Origin of the sequence: Streptomyces sp. NPDC053367 (assembly GCF_044545925.1) — a bacterium.
GTDB lineage: Bacteria > Actinomycetota > Actinomycetes > Streptomycetales > Streptomycetaceae > Streptomyces.
Genome location: NZ_JBITYN010000003.1, coordinates 414500 through 437202 on the forward strand (window position 1 = coordinate 414500; position 22703 = coordinate 437202).

The 22703-nt window shown below is 69.8% G+C and carries 18 protein-coding genes and 1 tRNA gene; 8 read left to right on the forward strand and 11 right to left on the reverse strand.

Going from position 1 to position 22703, the window contains the following annotated elements; all coding sequences use genetic code 11:
• Window positions 1–76 precede the first annotated feature (76 nt).
• Complete coding sequence (locus tag ACIGXJ_RS11545; RefSeq protein ID WP_399643262.1) at window positions 77–541, reverse strand: adenylyltransferase/cytidyltransferase family protein; 465 nt, start codon at window positions 539–541, stop codon at window positions 77–79.
• The gene (locus tag ACIGXJ_RS11550) at window positions 538–2085 is read right to left on the reverse strand and encodes a delta-60 repeat domain-containing protein (protein ID WP_399643264.1); all 1548 of its coding nucleotides are present in this window, start codon (window positions 2083–2085) and stop codon (window positions 538–540) included. Before ACIGXJ_RS11550 ends, ACIGXJ_RS11545 begins: the two co-directional genes overlap by 4 nt.
• A gap of 371 nt (window positions 2086–2456) precedes the next feature.
• Here ACIGXJ_RS11550 and ACIGXJ_RS11555 point away from each other — a divergent pair, with 371 nt between their 5' ends.
• A complete protein-coding gene (locus ACIGXJ_RS11555) occupies window positions 2457–2936 on the forward strand; it encodes a hypothetical protein (RefSeq protein WP_399643266.1) in 480 nt (159 codons plus the stop codon).
• A gap of 268 nt (window positions 2937–3204) precedes the next feature.
• The gene (locus ACIGXJ_RS11560; protein WP_399643268.1) at window positions 3205–6228 is read left to right on the forward strand and encodes an NACHT domain-containing protein; all 3024 of its coding nucleotides are present in this window, start codon (window positions 3205–3207) and stop codon (window positions 6226–6228) included.
• A 290-nt stretch (window positions 6229–6518) separates the two neighbouring features.
• Here ACIGXJ_RS11560 and ACIGXJ_RS11565 read toward each other — a convergent pair whose 3' ends face one another.
• The 6 genes from ACIGXJ_RS11565 to ACIGXJ_RS11590 all read right to left on the reverse strand — a co-directional run bounded on the left by ACIGXJ_RS11565 (window position 6519) and on the right by ACIGXJ_RS11590 (window position 11121).
• Complete coding sequence (locus ACIGXJ_RS11565) at window positions 6519–6863, reverse strand: MerR family transcriptional regulator (RefSeq protein WP_399643270.1); 345 nt, start codon at window positions 6861–6863, stop codon at window positions 6519–6521.
• Window positions 6864–7518: 655 nt separating this feature from the next.
• On the reverse strand, window positions 7519–7836 hold the full coding sequence (locus ACIGXJ_RS11570) for an SCO5918 family protein (RefSeq protein ID WP_399643272.1): 318 nt from the start codon (window positions 7834–7836) through the stop codon (window positions 7519–7521).
• Window positions 7837–7900: 64 nt separating this feature from the next.
• Window positions 7901–8233, reverse strand: coding sequence for a CBS domain-containing protein (locus ACIGXJ_RS11575; protein ID WP_399643274.1), 333 nt, complete (start codon window positions 8231–8233; stop codon window positions 7901–7903).
• Window positions 8234–8333: 100 nt separating this feature from the next.
• Window positions 8334–9851: a DEAD/DEAH box helicase gene (locus ACIGXJ_RS11580; RefSeq protein ID WP_399643276.1), complete on the reverse strand. Its 1518-nt coding sequence runs from the start codon at window positions 9849–9851 to the stop codon at window positions 8334–8336.
• Between the two features lie 180 nt (window positions 9852–10031).
• Window positions 10032–10235 carry a cold-shock protein gene (locus ACIGXJ_RS11585; RefSeq protein ID WP_030648194.1) on the reverse strand — a complete coding sequence of 68 codons (204 nt, stop codon included), beginning with the start codon at window positions 10233–10235 and terminating at the stop codon, window positions 10032–10034.
• Between the two features lie 812 nt (window positions 10236–11047).
• A tRNA-Gly gene (locus ACIGXJ_RS11590) sits at window positions 11048–11121 on the reverse strand.
• 531 nt (window positions 11122–11652) lie between these two features.
• Between ACIGXJ_RS11590 and dcd the strand changes: the two genes are divergently transcribed.
• Together dcd and ACIGXJ_RS11600 are read left to right on the forward strand one after the other, a co-directional pair.
• Window positions 11653–12228 (forward strand): dCTP deaminase, encoded by a 576-nt coding sequence (gene dcd, locus ACIGXJ_RS11595; RefSeq protein WP_399643278.1) that lies wholly within the window; start codon window positions 11653–11655, stop codon window positions 12226–12228.
• A complete protein-coding gene (locus tag ACIGXJ_RS11600; protein WP_330458948.1) occupies window positions 12225–12722 on the forward strand; it encodes a phosphoribosyltransferase in 498 nt (165 codons plus the stop codon). The genes dcd and ACIGXJ_RS11600 overlap by 4 nt, the downstream gene beginning before the upstream one ends.
• A 70-nt stretch (window positions 12723–12792) precedes the next feature.
• Here the strand turns inward: ACIGXJ_RS11600 and ACIGXJ_RS11605 are convergent, their stop codons facing one another.
• From ACIGXJ_RS11605 to ACIGXJ_RS11615, 3 genes are all read right to left on the reverse strand, one after another.
• The gene (locus ACIGXJ_RS11605) at window positions 12793–13815 is read right to left on the reverse strand and encodes a Yip1 family protein (protein ID WP_399643280.1); all 1023 of its coding nucleotides are present in this window, start codon (window positions 13813–13815) and stop codon (window positions 12793–12795) included.
• Between the two features lie 43 nt (window positions 13816–13858).
• Window positions 13859–15154, reverse strand: a complete 1296-nt coding sequence (locus ACIGXJ_RS11610; RefSeq protein ID WP_399643282.1) for an FG-GAP repeat domain-containing protein — start codon at window positions 15152–15154, stop codon at window positions 13859–13861.
• 187 nt (window positions 15155–15341) lie between these two features.
• Complete coding sequence (locus tag ACIGXJ_RS11615) at window positions 15342–17624, reverse strand: heterodisulfide reductase-related iron-sulfur binding cluster (RefSeq protein WP_399643284.1); 2283 nt, start codon at window positions 17622–17624, stop codon at window positions 15342–15344.
• 260 nt (window positions 17625–17884) lie between these two features.
• Here ACIGXJ_RS11615 and ACIGXJ_RS11620 point away from each other — a divergent pair, with 260 nt between their 5' ends.
• The 4 genes from ACIGXJ_RS11620 (at window position 17885) to dnaJ (ending at window position 22702) form a co-directional block, all read left to right on the forward strand.
• Window positions 17885–18907 (forward strand): MraY family glycosyltransferase, encoded by a 1023-nt coding sequence (locus ACIGXJ_RS11620; RefSeq protein ID WP_399643700.1) that lies wholly within the window; start codon window positions 17885–17887, stop codon window positions 18905–18907.
• Between the two features lie 94 nt (window positions 18908–19001).
• Window positions 19002–20840, forward strand: coding sequence for a molecular chaperone DnaK (gene dnaK / locus ACIGXJ_RS11625; RefSeq protein WP_399643286.1), 1839 nt, complete (start codon window positions 19002–19004; stop codon window positions 20838–20840).
• The gene (gene grpE / locus ACIGXJ_RS11630) at window positions 20837–21490 is read left to right on the forward strand and encodes a nucleotide exchange factor GrpE (RefSeq protein ID WP_399643288.1); all 654 of its coding nucleotides are present in this window, start codon (window positions 20837–20839) and stop codon (window positions 21488–21490) included. The genes dnaK and grpE overlap by 4 nt, the downstream gene beginning before the upstream one ends.
• 33 nt (window positions 21491–21523) lie before the next feature.
• Window positions 21524–22702 (forward strand): molecular chaperone DnaJ, encoded by a 1179-nt coding sequence (dnaJ, locus tag ACIGXJ_RS11635; protein WP_399643290.1) that lies wholly within the window; start codon window positions 21524–21526, stop codon window positions 22700–22702.
• Window position 22703: the final 1 nt, after the last annotated feature.

Here is a 22703-nt window from a genome sequence, read left to right on the forward strand (position 1 = left end):
TTCAGTAAACTCCGGGCACGCAGGCTGTCACCCTCATTCAATCGCTGTACCCGAACACACGAGACGCAAGCCGCTCTCAACCCCCCGGGCCCGCCGGACTTGTCTCCGGGGGGACCTCCTGGGCGAGGACGTCGAGCGCCCGGCGGATGAGGGTGCTGGAGGTGTGCACGGTGTAGGGGAAGAAGACGACCTTCACCCCGACCTCCTCGAACCGGGCCGCCAGGTCGTCCCACAGCTGCGTACCGAGCCAGTCGTCACCCTTGAAGATGACGTCGAATCCCACTTCCTTCCAGACGTCGACCTTGTCCTCCACGGTGGCGACGAAGACCTCGTCGATGTAGCGGATGCTGCGGAGGATCTCCAGCCGCTCGGCTAACGGCACCACGGGCGGCCGGTTCCTCAGACGCATCACCAGTTCGTCGGAGCAGACGCCGGCGATGAGCCGGTCGCAGTGCTCCCGTGCCTGGCGCAGGATGTTCAGGTGGCCCACGTGGAAGAGGTCGAAGACTCCGGGCGCGTATCCGAGGACCTGCCCCATCACTGCGCTCCCGCCGGCCGCTCCACGGCCACCGCGGTCACGTCGAGCGGCCGCGACAGGGGCGTTGTGCTCTTCCCGTCCGTGACGGCGATCCGGTACCGGTGACGGGAGCCGCCGGTCACGGAGTCCGTGTACCTCATCTCCGGCCGGTGCCATTCGACCGACCGCTGCTTCGGAGAAGCCACGAGAACACCGTCCCGGTGGAGCAGATACGTCAGTTCAGCGTCGTCCCTGTCCCATACGGCACGCCAGGTCAGAGTGACCTTGCCCGCGCGGGAGGTCCTGCCCGTCAGGCGCGGGGCCGCCTCCGGGGCCTTGTTCCGCGGACCGGCCCCGAAACGCGTGAGGCCCTGCTGGGGCCGGCCGTTGACCTCGGTGAACTCGCCGCCCGCCCAGAGGATGTCACCGGCCATCACCAGCGCCCGCGGGCCGATTCCCTCACCGAGCCCGTCATCGGTGTCGGGGAACCAGTGCAGCAGGTGCCTGTCGTGGACCGACTGGGCCAGGAAGCTGCGGCGCGGCCCGTCGGGGAAACCGCCCGGCGTACGGCCGCAGTAGTGGGAATGGGATGCGCTGTAGAGCACGTCTTCGTGCACCACGACCGCCTGGGTGGCGCCCAGGCAGAAGTCCTTCCAGAGCATCTCGCCGTCGGACAGACGTCCGGCGACGCGCCCGTCGAAGATGCCCGTACCCCGTCCCTCGGCTCCGAGATAGAAGTGGGTGCCCGCGCGGGTCAGTGATTTCACCGATGATCTCGGCGGAATCCATTTCGGGAAGGAGGTGACGGTCGAACCGTCCTCGGGATGCAGAGCGACCAGCGCCCGTTCGGGGTTTCCGTTCACGCTCTGGAAATCGCCGCCGACGACGACCTTTCCGTGGTCCGGTGCGGCGAGGAGGGCACGGACGGGCCCGTCGATGTCCGCCCGGAACGGCAGCAGCCGGCCTTTTCGGCTGAACGCCGCGAGGCGCTTTCTCGGCTGCCCGTCGACGACCGTGAAATCGCCGCCCAGGTACACCGTGGAGCCGGTGGTCTCGATGGCCCGCACCGTGGCCGTCACCGCCGGGCGGAATTCCCTGCGCAGCGCGCATGTGCCCGTGTCGAGCGCGGCGGCGCTGGCCACTCCGCTGTCGTCGACCCTGCCGAACGAGCCGCCCACGTAGAGCACCTTGCCGTCGGGTGACGCCTTCAGCGCCCGTACCGTGGCCGCGCCCCGGGTGAAGCTGTGGGCACAGGGCAGCAGTCTGCCGGTCACGGCGTCGAACGCCGCGAAGTTCCGCCGGGCGACCTCCTTCTCCCCGGGCTTCGCGTCCGGCGGGCGGACCCTGTCGAAGGTGCCGCCGACGTACACGACACCGCGGGCGTACTCGACCGACCAGACGATGCCGTTCGTCTGCCATGTCGCCAGGGGCGCGGCGGTCAGGAGCCTCGGGTCGCGTGCCGGCGCGCCGAACGCGGCCGGGAGGGGGGCGGCCGCGATGAGGGCCGCCGCGATGAGGGCCGCCGCGCAAACCGTGGTGACAGTCCTCGTCGTGCTCTTTCTCAGCATGGAACATCCCAGGTCCAGGTGCGGGGGTGACCCGATTTCCCCCGGGCGGGCCACGCCCCGAAAGTAGATGCCCGGGCCCCACCTCCCAGGAATCGACAAGCGGACCCTCTCCGAGATCATCCGATTGGCATACTTCTCCACCGTATGCGGCACAAACGGCCTAAGAAAAAGGGCTCACACGGCCCGATGGCCCTTTCTCGTGCATCGTTGAGACGTCGATCCCGCACGCATGTTCACCATCCGAACTGCCGAGGGACCAGGTGTGAATGTCCCGCGAGAACGACACCACGAATCCGGAATCCGGAACCCACCAACCAGGAGGAACGGACGTTATGCGAGTAGCAACGCCGACAAAGGCGCCGTCACGGCGGGTGAAATGGGGAGCGCGCCTCATCGGCGCCGGCCTGACCACGGTCGCGGTCGTCGGCTTCGCCGCCGGCCCCGCGTCGGCCCAGCCGGGGCCCGCGAGCGACGCGGGCGTACAGCCCGTGGAAGTGGAGGGCAACCCGCCCGTGTCCTGCCCGGCGGGCGCGACCGGCTTCCGGGTGGAGGATCCCGAGACCGGCCCCGTCGACATCCCCGGCGACGGAACCCTCCAGCTCACCGTCACCGACACCCCCGAGGGCCAGGTCTTCAGCTTCGACATCCCGCCGTCCGCCCGCCGAGCCGCCGTCGAGGTGACCGCCAAGGGCGGGACGGGCGGCGCCAACGTCTACAGCTACGACGCCTCCACCGGCTTCCCCGGCGGCATCGCCGCCGACGGCTCACTCCACGCCCCGCTCAACCCGAGCGGCAAGTACGCGGACCTGAGCCACATCGACTTCTGCGTCATCCCCAGCGACTACATCTGACGCGCGACGGCCCGTCGCACCCGTGTGTGGGATCCGGCACATGGCGGATCCCACACGTCCCGACTCCCCTCGACGGCACCGGCGGCGGCAGCCACCACCCGGGGGGCGTGGAAACAGCGGCACGGTGACTACGCAGCGCCTGGATGCGTCCTGGAGGTCGCACCGCGGGGGTCAACCCCGGTCGGTGGAACGGTGGTTGGTGCTAGCTTGCCTGTGCAGCCCCCCAAAGGGGGTGCAACTCCGTTTCCACCCAGTCTCGAGGTGATCGGTGAATCGCACCGCCGTCGCAGCTTTCCGCCGCATGGAAGGCTTATACGCACCGAGATCACCTGAGGTCTCCCGAAGCGTGCAGGAGAGCCTTTCGGCTCTCGACTTCGAGGCGCGCTTCCTGGCCCTCCTGGCGGTCTCGACGGTGCGGGCCTCGGGCCTCCCCCATGTCAGCGTCGGCAGGTCACCCGGGCTCGGGGAGTGGATCTCGCTGCTCCGGGACCTGCGTTCGCGTCTGGGAGACACCGAAGCGGGCTCCCCGGGACAGCGCGTCGCCCAGGCGATCACCGCGGCACTGGCCCGCTACGACCAGGGAATCCCCGAGGCCCCTCCGGAACTCAGGGCGACGAAGAACCTCCGCGACCACGTCAGCCATGGAGGTGCCATCCCGGACGGGCTGTCTCCCGTCGTGGACGCCCTCGTGCAGGCCATCTCCGACATCATCGCGGAATGCCTGTCCGACGCCCGGCTCACCGTCAGCGACGGCGGAGGCCAGGAGCTGCGGCCCGTGGTGACGTGGGGCGACACCGATGTGCCCCTGTGGCCGTTCATGTACGCGCAGCCGGACGACAGCTGGTGTGTGTACGCCCGGTACACCGGCAGCCGGCCCGAGTACCTCGCCTTCGGCGCGGCGAACTTCCGTGCCCGTCCCGAGGACGCGGAACTCGTCGCCTGCCTCGACATGCTGTTGAGAGCCAAGAGGGAACCGGACGACCCTCGTGAACTCTTTCGGGCCGAGGTGGAGAACGACCTCAAGGCGTTCGCCGACGTCGTCGGTTCCCCTCCCCAGTACTTCGACCATTCCCACGGGTTCGGCTACGAGTGGGGCAAGTCCGTCAGCGAGGGGACCCAGCTGCGCCGGGACTACTTCCGCGTCGGCCCGGACGGCCCCGAATGGCAGGACGAGCAAACCTGGGTGCCCTATCGGACGTACCTCCGCAAACTGACCAACTGGCCCATCGTGGCCAGTCGGCTGCGCCACAAACTGGAGGAGATGGAGCGGCAGCTCGCGCAGGAGGAGACCGATCAGCTCGGCTGGCAACCGGACGTCGGCAGCCACCGCGAGGCCCACGTCGAGGTGACCGAGTACGACGGGGGCAATCTCCAGAGGAAGTCGTTCTCCCAACTGATCGACGACGTCGACGCGGACCTCGGTGTCGAGACGGGCCAGACGCAGGTCTTCTTCGTCAACGGCGAGGCGGGCATCGGCAAGACCCGGGCGATGGTGAAGGCCGCCTTGAACCGTGCGCGGGAAGTGGAACGGGACCAGGGTGACAAGCCGCTGTTCCTCTACGTCAAGTCCACGGGCCGGGTCCTCGACGACCTGGACGCGGCCGTCAACCACGCGGTCGCGCTCACCCAGAACCTCACCGCGGAACGCGTCAAGGTGCTCTGCGGAAAGGGGCTCATCGCCCTTCTCATCGACGGCTTCGACGAGCTCCTCGGGGGAGCGGCGTACAGCGACGCGATCGACTCGCTGCAGGACTGGCTCAACGCGTTGGGCGGGCGGGGAGTGCTCGTCGTCTCGGCACGCTCGTCCTACTACATGAACCAGTACCGATCGAGCGTGCAACGGGCGAGCAAGGCGATAAGCGCCTCCGTCCGCCACAGCATCGCCCAGGTGCTGCGGTGGAATCCGGCAGAGATCGTGTCGTTCCTCAACGACTACGGGGTGCCTGCGGCGCGCTTCGAACGCCTGCCGACCGGGGACCGAGAACTGCTGGGGCTCCCCTTCTTCGCCCGCGCTTTCGCAGAGATGTGCAGGTCCGGCGCGTACGAAGAGTCGGACGCGGAGGGTCCCTCCTTCACCGAGAGGCTCCTCAACCACTACCTGGCGCGGGAGGAACGCAAGCTCGCCTATCAGACGGACAGCGCGTCCGGGCTGCTGAACCGGGACGAGCTCCGGCGCACCTTCGAGCATGTGGCCGAGATCATGGTGGATGGCCGCGAGAGGGAGATCGACTCCAGCGACCTGGAGTTCGCCGCCGCCACCGCCCTGGACATCGACGACCTGGACGATCGAGAAGGGCTCCGGGAACGCCTGCAGGTGCTGTGCGGCCTGGCCACGGATTCCGCGACGCGCGGGCCCACCAGGTTCAGGTTCCAGCACGAGGTGTTCTTCGACAACTTCCTGGCCGGCATCGTCGCGCGCCATCTTCGTGCAGGCCGCCATGCCGCCTTCCAACGGCTCCTGAGCAGGTCGGAATGGCGTACGGGCACGGTGAGTGGCGTGGTCGCAGGGGTGGACACCGAGCTGCTCGTTGGTGCCCTGGCAGACGTACGGCTGCCCGCCGTTCAGTCCAGTGCCGCTTCCCGTGACACGGTCGCCACCAATCTGGGTGCCATGTGGGCCGAAGTCATCAGCAGGACCGCCGAGATGCCTGACCGTCCGATCGTCGATGCCACGTTCACCGGCCCGCTGGACCTCAGTCACATCAGGGTGAGCAAATCCTGCCTGGTCGACTGCCGGCTGGAGTCACTGACTCTTCCCACCGGCTCCGGCTGGGTGCTGGAGCTCGAGCGGACGAGGGTGAAGAAGATCACCGCGGGCGCGGAGCAGGCGGACCTCTCAGGACTGCGGGGCGTCCATCACGGGGACCTGGTCGAGCTCCTCTTCCGCCCGAGCCGCTTCTTCTATCGCCGCCCGGAGATTCTCGAAGCGCTGCGGGCGCGGGGCGTCGGGATCGTCGACGCGCCGGGGAAGGCCGGCGCCGTCGTCCCGGCACGCGTGGAAGCCGCTCGCCACTATCTGAAGAACCTGGTGGAGTACGCGTCCTCGACGCTGATCCTCAAGGACAACTACCAACCGGACGACCACCGTCTGAAGTGGACCCAGGAGTATCCGGACGAGTGGAAGCCCTTCGTGGACAGGCTGACCAAGGCCAAGCTCGCGCGACCCGAGAAGTTCTCGGCGAAGGGCTCCAGGAAGATCAAACTGCGGTTGCAGTTCGGCGCCGCCAACATCCTCGACGAGGGATCCGACGTCCCACCGATCCAGGAGTTCTGGACGGCCGTGAAGGGCTGACGGAAGCGCACCACTGAGTCACCACAGGTCCGGGCCGACCCCCGCCGGCCCGGACGCCGCACAGCCACAGAGACCAGAGAATCCCCCGGCCGATGCCCCGGGGATTGCCGGCGGCCCGGCTGTCCGCTGTCATGGGCACGCTGAGGGCGCGGCGTCGACGGACGCCGGCCGAAGCGCTCGCGTGAACGGGCACGGCGCCGCGGTCTCCGCCGACCGGACCTGCGGCTTTCCGGGCCGTGCTCTCCCTGGGCCGCGAGACGGCGCCCCGGATACGGCACGCGTCCGCGTGGTCAGGCGGAGCCGGCACGGCCCGCCGATTCGGTGGCGGCACGACGGTACTCGGCGTTGATGCGCTGCGCTTCCTCCAGCTGGTCCTCGAGGATGACGATGCGGCACGCGGCCTCGATCGGGGTCCCCTTGTCGACGAGCTCGCGGGCGCGAGCGGCGATCCGCAGTTGGTAGCGGGAGTACCGGCGGTGCCCTCCCTCCGAGCGGAGCGGCGTGATCAGGCGAGCCTCACCGATGGCTCGGAGGAAGGCCGGGGTGGTACCGAGCATCTCGGCGGCCCGGCCCATCGTGTATGCGGGGTAGTCGTCGTCGTCCAGACGGTCGTTCAGGGGATTGTCCGATGTCATGTCACCTCGCTGTGCAACGCGTCGAGGGGCCCTGGTGCCGTACGGCACCAGGGCCCCGAAGGAAATTGAACACCATCTGTCGGCCCTACTGCTGTGCCGACCTTCTGTTTCCGCTACCCGGCCCGGCAGAGGGGGGTGCGGGGGGATCGCAGCTGCTTGACCGGGGACCACCATCCATTCCGGGGTCTTGCGGTACCCGGCCGAGTGCTTCGGGCCGGGCGATCCTGATGGCGTCTGCTCCTCCGTTCCTCTCTGATCCGAACAAACCGCTGAATGAGCCGGTACCGCTGTCGGCAGCTCCTCGACCTGCGAGCCGCCCAGTGCGGCTCTCAGCCGCGTCACCCGTTCCGGGAACACCTTGGCTTCGAGGCTCGAGAGCCGCACTGATCTGCGTACTTCGTCCAGCACCCGCCAGTTCGTGTCTGGCGGGTCTCGTTCGACCTTGTCTACGAGAAGAAGCGTACCCACGTCGCCAACGAAAATCTACTCCGACAAGAGGAGATTTCACTCTTCCGGAGGAGAAAGAACTCTGCCGCCGTCGGCTCTCGCCGGTCGCGGGCCCGAGCGGGCGGAGACACGACGATGGGGGCCCTGCCGACGCGCGTCGGCAGGACCCCCACCGGGATCCTGAGGGCGGTCTCCCGCCCGGTCCTCGTCAGCCCACGGGGCCGTCGCCTCCGAGCAGGGCGGACGCGGTGCGCAGGGCAGCGGATCCAGCCATAGCCACGGGCGCGCCCCCGGGGCGGTCGTGGCAGGTGAAGCCGAGACGCGTCATGGCCCGTACGACCTCGCCGGCGGTGAAGTCACGGGGGTCCTGTCCTGTGACGACCTGGCCCACCTGCTTGACCGGGTAGCGGCGGCGGCCGACGGTCACGGACGCACCCGTGACGAGACCGGGCCTGACGCCCTTCATGGAGGCCAGCACCCCGGTCCTGGTCAGGTCGAACGGGTACCGGGCGATGACACAGCGCATGATGCCTCACAGGGGAGAAGTCGCGGGGGGAGAAGGAGAAACGGGCCGCCCGGGGCGCGACGGATCAGCGAGAGAGCGCGGTCACGCCCGGAACCCGGCCGTGCTCGCCGACGCCGGACGAGGGCAGCGGTCCGTCGTGGACGTCCCGCAGACGGATCCGGTCCGTGTAGGCGGAACTGTCCCGGATCACGGCGAGCCGGCCCCGGGTGACCAGGCCCGTGCTCTCGTCGTCCTCGTCGCACACGGTCAGATACTCGACCCGGGCACCCGCCATGACGGCCAGCGCCACCTCGACGGTCATGTCGTCACATACCCGAGGGCCGTGCCCTTCGGTGTCCTCGACCGCGGTCACGGGAGCGAGGTCCGGCGTACGGTACTGCGTCCGGGCTGGCGTCACGGGGGTCTCCTTCGGTAGCGGATGGTCGGCCAGGCGCCCCTCGCCGCCCCGAGAAGCCATGTGGCTCTCGGGAGGCCAGGGGCGCCGAAGCTGTGCCGGCCTAAGCGGCCGAGTCCTTCCCGGGCACCCGCTCCGACCGTCGGCGCGCCATCGAGCCGACGGGTCGGCCCTGCCCGGCGCGGCCCCGGCGGCTGCGGGACGACGATGACCCGCGGCGGGGCCGTTCCACGGCCGGCGCGGTGATGACCACCGGCACACCGGAGGGCGCCTGGGCACCCGTGATGCGGCTCAGCTCTTCCTCGCCCGAGCGGACGGAGGTGACGCGCGGGGTGATGCCGGCCGAAGCCATCAGCCGGGTCATGCCGCGACGCTGCCGGGGCGTCACGAGCGTGACGACGCTGCCGGACTCCCCGGCGCGGGCCGTACGGCCGCCGCGGTGCAGGTAGTCCTTGTGGTCGGTGGGCGGGTCCACGTTGACGACGAGGTCGAGGTCGTCGACGTGGATGCCGCGGGCGGCGACGTTGGTGGCGACCAGGACGGTGACATGGCCGTCCTTGAACTGCGCCAGGGTCCGGGTGCGCTGCGGCTGGGACCGGCCGCCGTGCAGGGCGGCGGCCCGGACACCGCTGTTCAGCAGGTGCTCGGTCAGCCGGTCCACGGCGTGCTTGGTGTCCAGGAACATGATCACCCGGCCGTCGCGGGCCGCGATCTCGGTAGTCGTACGGTGCTTGTCGGCGTCGTGCACATGGAGGACGTGGTGCTCCATGGTGGTGACGGCACCGGCCGACGGGTCGACGGAGTGCACGACCGGGTCGGACAGATAACGGCGGACCAGCAGGTCGACGTTGCGGTCCAAGGTGGCGGAGAACAGCAGCCGCTGCCCCTCCGGGCGCACCTGGTCGAGGAGATCCGTGACCTGCGGCATGAAGCCCATGTCGGTCATCTGGTCGGCCTCGTCGAGGACCGTGACGGCGACATCGTCGAGCCGGCAGTCGCCGCGGTCGATGAGGTCCTTCAGCCGGCCGGGAGTGGCGACGACCACCTCGGCGCCGCCGCGCAGCGCACTGGCCTGCCGGCCGATGGGCATGCCGCCGACCACGGTGGCCGTGCGCAGCCGCACGGAGCGGGCGTAGGGGGCGAGCGCGTCGGTGACCTGCTGGGCCAGTTCGCGGGTGGGGACGAGCACCAGGGCCAGCGGCCGGCGCGGCTCGGCCCGCCTGCCCGCCGTACGGGCGAGGACCGCGAGGCCGAAGGCGAGGGTCTTGCCGGAGCCGGTGCGGCCACGGCCGAGCACGTCACGTCCGGCCAGGGAGTTGGGCAGGGTCGCCGCCTGGATCGGGAACGGTACGGTCACGCCCTCCTGGCCGAGCGTGGCCAGCAGCGGCGCCGGCATGTCCAGATCGGCGAACGCCTCGACGGCGGGCAGCGCGGGCGTGACGGTCTTCGGCAGAGCGAACTCGCCCTGCACGGGCTGCCGGTTGCCGTAGCCGCCGGAACGACGCGGACCGCCGGAGCGGTCGTAGGCGCGCGGGGCGCCGGAGCGGTCGTACTGGCGGGGGGCGCTGGAGCGGTCGTATGCGCGGGGGGCGCCTGCGCGGGTGGGACGGGTGCGGTTCATGCGGAACCTTCCTCGATGCGGGCACGTATCAAGGGATTTCCGCAGCAGATCGAGCGGCGCAGAGAATCGCGAGAACGGGCCGGAAAAGACAGGGCCGAATCGCCCCGGAAAAGAAGCGAGCTGGGGCCCGCACCCCAAGGTGCGGGCCCCAGCTGCGAAGTACGCGTCAGCGTCGCTGCGTTACGCGGGGACGATGTTCTCGGCCGTCGGGCCCTTCTGGCCCTGCGCGATGTCGAACGACACCTTCTGGCCCTCCAGCAGCTCACGGAAGCCCTGGGTGGCGATGTTGGAGTAGTGGGCGAAGACGTCGGGGCCGCCGCCGTCCTGCTCGATGAAGCCGAAGCCCTTTTCCGCGTTGAACCACTTCACGGTGCCAGTAGCCATTTTTGTTTCTCCTTCGGAAACGGTGCCAGGAACACACCCTGTGTGTATTCCGTGTCGCCGTGATGATCAGCCGTCGGAAAAACCTTCTGGCAACCACACCTGCAACTGATGACGACAGTAGCACGCGGATGCCGGGCCCTGCTCGGCAGGAAATTCGGCCTGGATTGCGGTGGCAGGAATATGTTTCGCGTGCCGTGTCGATATCTGATGTGGCGACTACAGATATTGGCTTCCGGGGGTGCAGTATTGCCGTCGGCCGTTTCCGCGCACGCCGCTGTGACCTCCTACGACGCCCGTGCACGGGACCGCTGCCCGACCGCCGGGCGACGACACCGCCGAGGGCCCCGGGGGCGTCGAGGGAGACGAAGCGCACATGTGTCGGGAGAGTCGGGCATGACGGCGCGAGCACCGACCGGGCGCGCTGTCTGCCGCTCATCGACGGTCCCTGTCCTGGTGGAAGGAACCGCGAGCTTTGTCGCACTGCGCCGGTTCGCTGCCGAGCGCCTCCATGGCGGAGACCCGTACTCGGTGCCGGGGTGTGTCGCGCCGGGGTGGACGGGTCAGGGCGTGTGATCGATCTCGGACGCCGACCCGACCGAGCGATATGCCGGAGTCACGGAGGGCGCGAATTTCCCGAGGCAAGGCTTAATGTCACGCCGGACCGCCCGGGAGGGCAGAGGCAGGAGGCGGAAGGCCGGAGCGGCGGCCGCGAACAAGGTGCCCGACGAGCCTTCCGGCACCCATGGGGCACGCGACTGCCGAGCGGATCCGCGCAGCAAAAAGGCCCGGGTCGACGACCTGGGCCTTCTTCGTGGAGCGGGTGACGAGAATCGAACTCGCGCTCTCAGCTTGGGAAGCTGATGTTCTACCATTAAACTACACCCGCGTAAGACGCCGGTTGGTGCCGGTGTCGATGCTCGCTCACCTTACCTCATCGCAGGCCCCCGGTGTTCACGCCGTGGGGTCTGAGTGTGTTTCAGGGATGGATGCGCCTGCCGGGGGCAGGAGTTGGGGCGTACGGTGGGGGTGTGGGAGAGGGGCCCGGTGAGGTCGGAGTGCCGCCTGGAGGGCCGTCCCTTTCATCCCGTAATGTGGGCTTTCGTCGTCACGGGATTCCAGCCAGGCGTGACGCGGCTCTTGGGGAAGGGACTAGAGGGACTTGATGGAACGCACCGTCGTCCGCTGTGCCGATGGGCACGTGTTCAGCACCGCTTCGTTCCCGATGCAGAAGGCCGAGCGGCTCGGTCCGGGCCGGCTTGTGCGGTGTCCCAGGTGCGCGCGGCTGCGCAGCGTCGTGCCGGTCATCCTGCAGAAGCGGTAACCGTCGGTCATCGGCCGTCTGGACCGGCGCGGTCTTCTCAGCGCGCGGGGTCGTCACGATTGTGGCGGGTCCGCGCGCCTTGCGTATCCTCGGGGCGTGCTTCTCTCAGACAAGGACATCCGGGCCGAGATCGACGCCGGGCGGGTACGGATCGATCCCTATGACCAGACCATGGTGCAGCCGTCGAGCATCGACGTACGGCTGGACCGCTTCTTCCGGGTGTTCGAGAACCACCGGTACCCGCACATCGACCCCTCCATCGAGCAGGCCGACCTCACCCGGCTGGTCGAACCGGAGGGCGACGAGCCGTTCATCCTCCACCCCGGGGAGTTCGTGCTGGCCTCCACCTACGAGGTCATCACCCTGCCCGACGACCTCGCCTCCCGTCTGGAGGGCAAGTCCTCGCTCGGGCGGCTCGGGCTGGTCACCCACTCCACGGCCGGGTTCATCGACCCCGGCTTCAGCGGGCACGTGACCCTGGAGCTGTCCAACCTGGCCACGCTCCCGATCAAGCTGTGGCCGGGCATGAAGATCGGCCAGCTGTGCATGTTCCGGCTCAGCTCGCCGGCCGAGTTCCCGTACGGCAGTGAGCGGTACGGATCCCGTTACCAGGGGCAGCGCGGGCCCACCGCCTCCCGTTCCTTCCTCAACTTCCACAGGACCCAGGTATGAGCGACGTACGGGAGAACCTGACCTACGAGCGGTTCGGGACGGCGATCCGCGAGCTCGCGCAGACCATCGCCGACGACGGCTACGAGCCCGACATCGTGCTCTCCATCGCCCGTGGCGGTGTGTTCGTGGCCGGCGGGCTCGCCTACGCCCTCGACTGCAAGAACATCCACCTGGTGAACGTCGAGTTCTACACCGGCGTCGGGACCACCCTCGAGATGCCCGTCATGCTCGCGCCCGTCCCCAACGCCATCGACTTCTCCGACAAGAAGGTCCTGATCACCGACGACGTCGCCGACACCGGCAAGACGCTGAAGCTGGTGCACGACTTCTGCCTCGACCACGTCGCCGAGGTCCGCTCCGCCGTGATCTACGAGAAGTCGCACTCGCTGGTGAAGTGCGAGTACGTCTGGAAGCGCACCGACGAGTGGATCAACTTCCCGTGGTCCGTCGAACCGCCCGTCGTGAAGCGGGCCGGTCAGGTTCTCGACGCCTGAGCGGGAGAAGGACGGAAGAAGGGGGCTCCCTCGGGAGCCCCCTTTCCCATGCTCCGCGTCCCTCGGAAGCTCAGAAGGTGCCCAGCTTCACGATCGACAGCAGTGCGATCAGCTGGATGGACGACGCGCCCAGGGCCTTGGGCCAGGGGAGGTCGTGGGAGCGGCTGACCATGAGGGTGAGCAGGGCGCCGCCCGCGACCCAGGTGGCCCAGCCGAGGATCTGCACGAAGGAGGCGTCGCCGCCGGCGAACATGGCGACCAGCAGGCGCGGCGCGTCCGTGAGGGACATGATCAGCATGGAGAGGCCGACCGTCGGCTGCCAGGCGCCGTCGCCGCCGAGCTGGCGCGCCAGGGTGTGGGTGACGACGCCCAGGACGAAGGCCGACAGCACCATGGCGACGGCGGTGGTGAGGACGATCGGCACCGCGTTGGAGAGGGTGGCGTTGATCGCGTCCTCGCGGGCCCCGTCGAAGCCGAAGACGGCGAGCAGGCCGTAGAGGAACGTCACGACGAGGGCCGGGCCCCACATCGTGTAGTCGCGCATCCGCAGGAAGGTCTGGCTCGGCTCCAGGACGATGCCGCGCAGCAGGGCCTTCCAGTGCAGCCGGGGGCCGACCGGGCCCGGCGGGGGCGTGGAGCCCGTGTGATAGGTCTCACCCTGGTTGTACTGGGCGTGCTCGTCGATCGAGAACGCCTGGGTGTGGCCCGGTTGGTTCGCCGCGTACGGGTCGTGCGGGGCCGCGCCGTAGGGGGCGCCCTGACCGCCGCCACCGCCGAAGTACTCCGGCTCGCCGTCGTCGCCCCAGCCCCCGTGTCCCCCGTGTCCTCCGTTTCCGCCGTGCGGGCCGCCCGGCGGCTGCTGCCGCGCCTGGGGGTGCGGGTACGGCTGCGGAGCCGGCGGGTAGCCGTACGACGGTCCCTGCGGCGCCTGCCGTCCGTGCGGGGGGTGTTGCGGTCGCGCGTGCGGGGCGCGGTCGTCCCGGCCGCCGCGTCCGTTCCTGAATCCAGCCACGCCTTCGAACGTACCTGTTCCCGGAGAGTGACGTGCCGGGCCCGGCCCTCCGGGCCCGGCTTTGCTGCCGAGCTGTGACATCCCCTACGGGAGCAACGGCGCCTCCCCGTAGGGGATACGCGGCTCAGTCGGCCACGTCGCCCAGGAAGTCGTCCGTGGAGAACGTGACGGACGGCGTGGTCGCGATCACGCCCTCCTCGACCCCCGCGTACACGGCGACCGTGTCCTTCGTCTCGCCGAGGTACGTGCGCACCGCCAGGTCGGCCAGCCCGTCCCCGTCGAAGTCGGCCGCCGCGAGGACCCGGGAGGTGCCGTGGGAGGTGGGCTCGACGGTGGTGAGGTCCTCGGGCGAGGGTCCCGTCGTACGGCCGTGGAAGACGCGGATTCCCGAGCCGCTGGAGACGAGTTCGCTGAGCCCGTCGCCGTCGAAGTCGGCCGCGTCCAGCAGGGAGCCGCCGGCGTCGAGGGTGGCGGGGTCGGCGGCCGGCAGGTCGTAGCGCAGGGAGGTCTCGGCGACGCCGCCGACGGCCGCGTCCAGGTCGGCGCCCCGGCCGAGGCGGCCCAGGGCCACGTCGAGGCCCTTGGGCAGGGCCGCGCCCGTGCGGGCAGGGCCGGTGGGGCCGCCGAGGACGAGCGTGGCGGTGGCGGGGCCCTCGGCGGCCCGGACGACCAGGTCGTCGTATCCGTCGCGGTCGACGTCGGCCACCGGACCCGAGGGCAGGTTGCCGGGGGAGGGCAGCGGCGCCCCGGCCGCGCGCGGGGCGCCCGTGCGGGAGAAGGGGCCGCGCAGGAAGCTGAGTTGCCGGTCCGAGGCGTGGACCACCAGGTCCTGGGCGCCGTCGCCGTCGAAGTCGCCGCATACGGGCTGGTCGGGCCAGTCGTTGCCGGCGCGCGCGGCCTGGGGGATGACGAGCTTGACGGCCTTGCCGGCCAGCCCCTGCGGCGAGCCGAAGAGGATCTGCAGCGGCACCGGGGGCTGCCCCTGCCCGTCGAAGGGCGGGTCGGTGGAGACGACCAGGTCGGTGAAGCCGTCCTTGTCCAGGTCGCAGCCGGCCTCCGCGTCGAACACCGCGGGCAGCTCGCCGTCGGTGGGGGCGGCGTTGCGCGCCGGGCTCAGCAGCTGACGGGCGCCCGGGGTGAGGCCCTGGGGGCCGCCGTAGACGATGCCGATCCCGGCGTCGTCGCTGTGCGCCTGCGCCTTGACGAGGTCGTTGAGGACGAGGTCGCGCCGGCCGTCGCCGTTGAAGTCGTCCGCGACCTCGCTGCCCGTGCCGCGGGGGACGGGCAGCCGTGCGGGAGCCTGGGCGGACTTCACGGACGCGCTCTCCCGCGGTGGCTCGGCGTCGTCGGCCGTGGGCCCGCACGCGGAGAGCAGTACGAGGCAGCCGAGGGCCGCCATACCCGTCCCGAGGGTTCGCATGCCCGTCCCGAGGGTTCGCATCGGTACCGTCCACCTCGTATGCACCGTAGACAACGACTCAGTAGTGAAGCATGTGTTCGACGGCAGCGGACAGGCCTCAGGGTGACGGATCGCTGACGTCGCCCCCGTACGACGCCGACGCCCCCCGCCCGTTGCGGGCAGGGGGCGTCGAAGGCGCCGTGGCGGGCTACTTCACCGGCTCGGGCTCGGTCTCGCTCTCCGACTGCGCCGGGTCCTCCGGGTCGGCCGGGGTCTTGACCGAGTCGAGGAGGAGCTGGGCGACGTCGACGACCTGGATCGACTCCTTGGCCTTGCCCTCGTTCTTCTTGCCGTTGACCGAGTCGGTCAGCATGACGAGGCAGAACGGGCAGGCGGTGGAGACGATGTCCGGGTTGAGGGAGAGGGCCTCGTCCACGCGCTCGTTGTTGATGCGCTTGCCGATGCGCTCTTCCATCCACATGCGCGCGCCGCCCGCGCCGCAGCAGAAGCCGCGCTCCTTGTGGCGGTGCATCTCCTCGTTGCGCACACCCGGGACGGCGGCGATGATCTCGCGCGGCGGCGTGTAGATCTTGTTGTGGCGGCCCAGGTAGCAGGGGTCGTGGTAGGTGATGACGCCCTCGACCGGGGTCACCGGGATCAGCTTGCCCTCGTCGACGAGGTGCTGGAGCAGCTGGGTGTGGTGGATGACCTCGTAGTCGCCGCCGAGCTGCGGGTACTCGTTGCCGAGCGTGTTGAGGCAGTGCGGGCAGGTGGCGACGATCTTCTTCGCCGACTTGGGCTTCCTCGACTCCTCGGTCACCTTGCCGTCGTCGTCCATCTCCTCGCCGAAGGCGGCGTTGAGGGACATGACGTTCTCCATGCCGAGCTCCTGGAACAGGGGCTCGTTGCCGAGGCGGCGGGCGGAGTCACCGGTGCACTTCTCGTCGCCGCCCATGATCGCGAACTTGACGCCCGCGATGTGCAGCAGCTCGGCGAACGCCTTGGTGGTCTTCTTGGCGCGGTCCTCCAGGGCGCCGGCGCAGCCGACCCAGTAGAGGTACTCGACCTCGGAGAGGTCCTCGATGTCCTTGCCGACGACCGGCACCTCGAAGTCGACTTCCTTCGTCCACTCCAGGCGCTGCTTCTTGGCCAGGCCCCAGGGGTTGCCCTTCTTCTCCAGGTTCTTGAGCATCGTGCCCGCCTCGGACGGGAACGCGGACTCGATCATCACCTGGTAGCGGCGCATGTCGACGATGTGGTCGATGTGCTCGATGTCGACCGGGCACTGCTCGACACAGGCGCCGCAGGTGGTGCAGGACCACAGCACGTCCGGGTCGATGACGCCGTTCTCCTCGGCGGTGCCGACCAGCGGGCGCTCGGCCTCGGCGAGGGCGGCGGCGGGCACCTTGGCGAGCTGCTCCTCGGACGCCTTCTCCTCGCCCTCCATGGTCTTGCCGCCACCCGCGAGGAGGTAGGGCGCCTTGGCGTGGGCGTGGTCGCGCAGCGACATGATCAGCAGCTTCGGGGAGAGCGGCTTGCCGGTGTTCCAGGCGGGGCACTGCGACTGGCAGCGGCCGCACTCGGTGCAGGTGGAGAAGTCGAGGATGCCCTTCCAGGAGAACTGCTCGACCTGGGAGACGCCGAAGACGTCGTCGTCGCCCGGGTCGGCGAAGTCGATCGGCTTGCCGCCGGAGGTCATCGGCAGCAGGGCGCCCAGCGAGGTCTCACCGTTGGCGTTGCGCTTGAACCAGATGTTCGGGAAGCCCAGGAAGCGGTGCCAGGCGATACCCATGTCGGTCTTCAGCGAGACCGTGATCATCCAGATGAAGGACGCCGCGATCTTCACGCCGGCGAACAGGTAGGTCAGGTTCTGCAGGGTGGACAGGTCCAGGCCCTCGAGCGCCGAGACGACCGGGTAGGAGATGAAGAACGAGGCCTCGTAGCCGTCGACGTGGTGCTGGGCGCCCTCTAGGGCGTGCAGCATGAAGATGCAGACGCCGACGATGAGGATGATCGTCTCGACGAAGTACGCCTGGCCCGTGTTGGAGCCCGCGAACCGGGACTTGCGGCCCGGGCGGTCCGGCCGGGACAGCTGGCGGATCGCGATCAGCACCAGGATGCCGACGACCGTCATGGTGCCGATGAACTCGACGAAGACGTTGTACGGCGCCCAGTCGCCGATGACCGGCAGGATCCAGTCGGCCTGGAAGAGCTGGCCGACGGCGTTCACGATGGTCAGCAGCAGCGTGTAGAAACCGATCGCCACGAACCAGTGCGCGATGCCGACGATGCCCCAGCGATTCATCCTGGTGTGCCCCAGGAATTCCTTGACCAGGGTGATCGTGCGCAGCACGGGGTCGTTGGTCCTCGCACCGGCCGGGAGCGGCTGGCCGAGCATCACGAAGCGGAAGATCTGAAGGACGGCACGGCCGAACAGGGCGACGCCGACCGCCATCAGGACCATCGACACGATGATCGCGGCGAGTTGCATTTCGGGGCTCCTCGGGCCTGCGAGGGTTCTTCGGTGAGATTCGGTCAGTTCGAAGAGACGACTGAGCGAGATTACTAAGCGGTAACTTATGCAGTCCTCTGAGACTACCCGGAATCCCTTGTCGCACTGTAGTCAGACGGTCGGTGATCTGCGTCGCTGAGGCATCCCTCAGTGAGGCGGGCGGCGGCACGCCCACCCGATGCGCCATTCGTACCAAATCATGACATTCGCCTTAACTTGGTGCCGTGCCCCTCAGTGCCGTGTTCTTCGGGATCGCCGCGGCCACCGCCGCTCTGCTGCTCGCCGCCCTTCTGGCGGCCCTGTTGCGTGTCCCCGCGCTCAGATCCGGCCTGGTCGACCGACGCAGACGTGCCCGGCCCGTGCCGCTGCTCGGCGGCGCGGCCGTCACCGTCGCGGTCGTCGCGGTCGCCTGGACCGGGGAGCTCACGGGATTCGCCGACCCGGACACCGACACGAGGCGGCTGCTGGTGGCCGGGGCGGTGGTGGCGGCGCTCGGCCTCGCCGCCGACGTCTGGCGGCTGCGCACCCGCTTCCTCGTCGCCGGTACGGCGGTGGCGGCCGCGTGCGTCATGCCGTACGAGCTCACCGGAGCGGTCGGCGGGGTGCTCGGGGTGCTGTGGGTCGTGCTCGGCACGGTCGGCTTCCGGGCGCTGGACCACGCCGACGGGCTGGCCGGCACGGTCGGGGTGATCACCGCTCTCGGGGTGGGGGTGTGCGCGGCCGTGGAGGTGCTCGACGGGCTCGCGGTGCTGATGAGCGTGCTCGCCGCCGCGCTGGGCGGCTTTCTGATGCAGGGCCGGCGGCCCGCGCGGATCGCCCTCGGGGCCTGCGGGTCGCTGTTCGCCGGGTTCCTGCTCGCGGGCGCGGCCGTCCTCGCGCGCGCGGGGCACGAGCCGGCCGTCTCCGCGGGGGTGCTGCTCGCCCTCGGCGCCCCGGCCGTCGCGGACGTCCTGCTCGTGGTGGCGGCGCGCCGGACCGCGGGCCGGCCCCTGCTGCGCGGCGGACCCGACCACCTCGCGCACCGGCTGCGCAGGCTCGGGCTGGCCCCGCGCGGGGTGAACGTCGTGCTGGGCCTCTCGGCCGTCGCGAGCGTGCTCGTCGGGGCCCTCGTGCACGCCGGGTCGCTGGGGGCGACGGCCCTGTGGTGGGTGGCCGGCGGGGTCCTGGGCGTCGTACTCGCGCTGCTTCTGCTGACGTCTTCCGCGTCACAGCGAAGGGCATCGCCGCAGGTCACGGGCCAGTTGCGCGTAAGGAACGGATAAGAGTTGAGCCTATCCGGCTCAGGTCTGTTGACCCGGCGGGGCGGGTCATGCACACTTGAGTCCGTTCCACTCAAGTCAGCTGGAGGAATCAACCATGGCACGTGCGGTCGGCATCGACCTGGGCACGACTAACTCCGTCGTCAGCGTTCTGGAGGGCGGCGAGCCCACCGTCATCACCAACGCCGAGGGCGCCAGGACCACGCCGTCCGTCGTCGCCTTCGCCAAGAACGGCGAGGTGCTGGTCGGCGAGGTCGCCAAGCGTCAGGCGGTGACCAACGTGGACCGGACCATCCGTTCGGTGAAGCGCCACATGGGCACCGACTGGAAGATCGAGCTTGACGGGAAGCCCTTCAACCCGCAGCAGATCTCCGCGTTCATCCTGCAGAAGCTGAAGCGGGACGCCGAGGCCTACCTGGGCGAGAAGGTGACCGACGCGGTCATCACCGTCCCGGCCTACTTCAACGACTCCGAGCGCCAGGCGACCAAGGAGGCCGGCGAGATCGCGGGCCTGAACGTCCTGCGCATCGTCAACGAGCCGACCGCCGCCGCGCTGGCGTACGGCCTCGACAAGGACGACCAGACGATCCTCGTCTTCGACCTCGGCGGCGGCACCTTCGACGTGTCCCTGCTGGAGATCGGCGACGGCGTCGTCGAGGTGAAGGCCACCAACGGCGACAACCACCTCGGTGGTGACGACTGGGACCAGCGCGTCGTCGACTACCTGGTCAAGCAGTTCCAGTCCGGCCACGGCGTGGACCTGTCCAAGGACAAGATGGCCCTGCAGCGCCTCCGCGAGGCCGCCGAGAAGGCCAAGATCGAGCTGTCCTCCTCCACCGAGACCTCGATCAACCTGCCCTACATCACCGCCTCCGCCGAGGGCCCCCTGCACCTCGACGAGAAGCTCACCCGCGCCCAGTTCCAGCAGCTGACCGCGGACCTGCTGGAGCGCTGCAAGACGCCGTTCCACAACGTCATCAAGGACGCCGGTATCGCCCTCGGCGAGATCGACCACGTCGTCCTGGTCGGTGGCTCCACCCGTATGCCCGCCGTCGCCGAGCTCGTCAAGGAGCTGACCGGCGGCAAGGAGGCCAACAAGGGTGTGAACCCGGACGAGGTCGTCGCCATCGGCGCCTCGCTCCAGGCCGGTGTCCTCAAGGGTGAGGTCAAGGACGTCCTGCTTCTCGACGTGACCCCGCTGTCCCTCGGTATCGAGACCAAGGGCGGCATCATGACCAAGCTCATCGAGCGCAACACCACGATCCCGACCAAGCGGTCCGAGATCTTCACGACGGCCGAGGACAACCAGCCGTCCGTGCAGATCCAGGTCTACCAGGGCGAGCGCGAGATCGCGGCGTACAACAAGAAGCTCGGTATGTTCGAGCTGACCGGTCTGCCCCCGGCGCCGCGCGGCGTCCCGCAGATCGAGGTCTCCTTCGACATCGACGCCAACGGCATCATGCACGTGACCGCGAAGGACCTGGGCACGGGCAAGGAGCAGAAGATGACCGTCACCGGCGGCTCCTCGCTGCCGAAGGACGAGGTCGACCGCATGCGCGAGGAGGCCGAGCGCTACGCGGAGGAGGACCACAAGCGCCGCGAGGCCGCCGAGACCCGCAACCAGGGCGAGCAGCTCGTCTACCAGACCGAGAAGTTCCTCAAGGACAACGAGGACAAGGTCCCGGGCGAGGTCAAGACCGAGGTCGAGGAGGCCGTCGCCGAGCTGAAGGAGAAGCTCAAGGGCGAGGACACCACCGAGATCCGCTCCGCCACGGAGAAGGTCGCGGCCGTCTCCCAGAAGCTGGGCCAGGCCCTGTACGCCGACGCGCAGGGCGCGCAGGCCGCCGGCGGCGCCGGTGCCGAGCAGCCCAAGGCCGACGACGATGTCGTCGACGCCGAGATCGTCGACGACGAGCGCAAGGACGGTGCCGCGTGACGGAGGAGACCCCGGGTTTCGAGGAGAAGCCCGACGTCCCCTCCGGCGCCACCCCTGACGACGCCGAGCCGAAGGCCGCCTCCCCCTCTCCGGAGGAGGGGGCGGCCCCGGCCGGGGACGCAAGCGCAGACGCCGGTCTGGTCGCCCAGCTGGACCAGGTCCGCACCGCGCTCGGCGAGCGCACCGCGGACCTCCAGCGGCTCCAGGCCGAGTACCAGAACTACCGCCGCCGGGTCGAGCGCGACCGGATCGCGGTCAAGGAGATCGCCATCGCGAACCTCCTGACCGAGCTCCTGCCGGTGCTCGACGACATCGGCCGCGCGCGGGAGCACGGCGAGCTCGTCGGCGGCTTCAAGTCCGTCGCGGAGTCGCTGGAGACCGTCGCCGCGAAGATGGGCCTGCAGCAGTTCGGCAAGGAGGGCGAGCCCTTCGACCCGACGATCCACGAGGCCCTGATGCACTCCTACGCGCCGGACGTCACGGAGACGACCTGCGTCGCGATCCTCCAGCCGGGGTATCGCATCGGGGAGCGCACCATCCGCCCCGCGCGGGTGGCGGTCGCCGAGCCGCAGCCGGGCGCTCAGACGGTCAAGGCGGAGGAGTCGTCCGAGGGCGACGACAAGGAGAGCGGTGCCCCGGACGAGGGCTGAGCTCGAAGCGATGAGAGAGGAGGGACGTCGGGGATGAGCACCAAGGACTTCATCGAGAAGGACTACTACAAGGTCCTCGGCGTCCCCAAGGACGCCACCGAGGCCGAGATCAAGAAGGCGTACCGGAAGCTCGCCCGCGAGTTCCACCCGGACGCCAACAAGGGCAACGCCAAGGCCGAGGAGCGGTTCAAGGAGATCTCCGAGGCGAACGACGTCCTCGGCGACCCCAAGAAGCGCAAGGAGTACGACGACGCCCGCGCGCTGTTCGGCAACGGCGGCTTCCGCCCCGGTCCGGGCGGCGCGGGCGCCGGCTCGTTCAACTTCGACCTGGGCGACCTCTTCGGAGGCGGCGCCCAGGGCGCGGGCGGCGGGTTCGGCGGCGGCTTCGGCGACGTCCTCGGGGGACTGTTCAACCGGGGCGGTGCCGCCGGCACCCGCACCCAGCCCAAGCGCGGCCAGGACGTCGAGTCCGAGGTCACGCTGAGCTTCACCGAGGCCATCGAGGGCGCGACCGTCCCGCTGCGGATGTCCTCCCAGGCCCCCTGCAAGGCATGCTCCGGCACCGGCGACAAGAACGGCACGCCGCGCGTGTGCCCGACCTGCGTCGGCACCGGCCAGGTCGCGCGGGGCTCCGGCGGAGGCTTCGCCCTCACCGATCCCTGCCCCGACTGCAAGGGCCGCGGCCTGATCGCGGAGAACCCCTGCGACGTCTGCAAGGGCAGCGGCCGGGCCAAGTCCTCGCGCACCATGCAGGTCCGCATCCCCGCCGGAGTCTCCGACGGCCAGCGGATCCGGCTGCGCGGCAAGGGCGCGCCCGGGGAGCGCGGCGGACCGACAGGCGACCTCTATGTCGTCGTGCATGTCGGCGAGCACCCCGTCTTCGGCCGCAAGGGCGACAATCTGACGGTGACCGTGCCGGTGACGTACCCCGAGGCGGCTCTCGGCGGCGAGGTCCGGGTGCCCACCCTGGGCGGCCCGGCCGTCACGCTGAAGCTGCCGCCGGGCACGCCCAACGGCCGCACCATGCGGGCCCGCGGCAAGGGCGCGGTCCGCAAGGACGGCACCCGCGGCGACCTGCTGATCACCGTCGAGGTGGCTGTCCCGGCACAGTTGTCGGAGAAGGCTCGTGACGCGCTTGAGGCGTATCGCGAGGCGACCGCGGGCGAGGACGACCCGCGGGCGGAGCTGTTCGAGGCCGCGAAGGGAGCCTGAG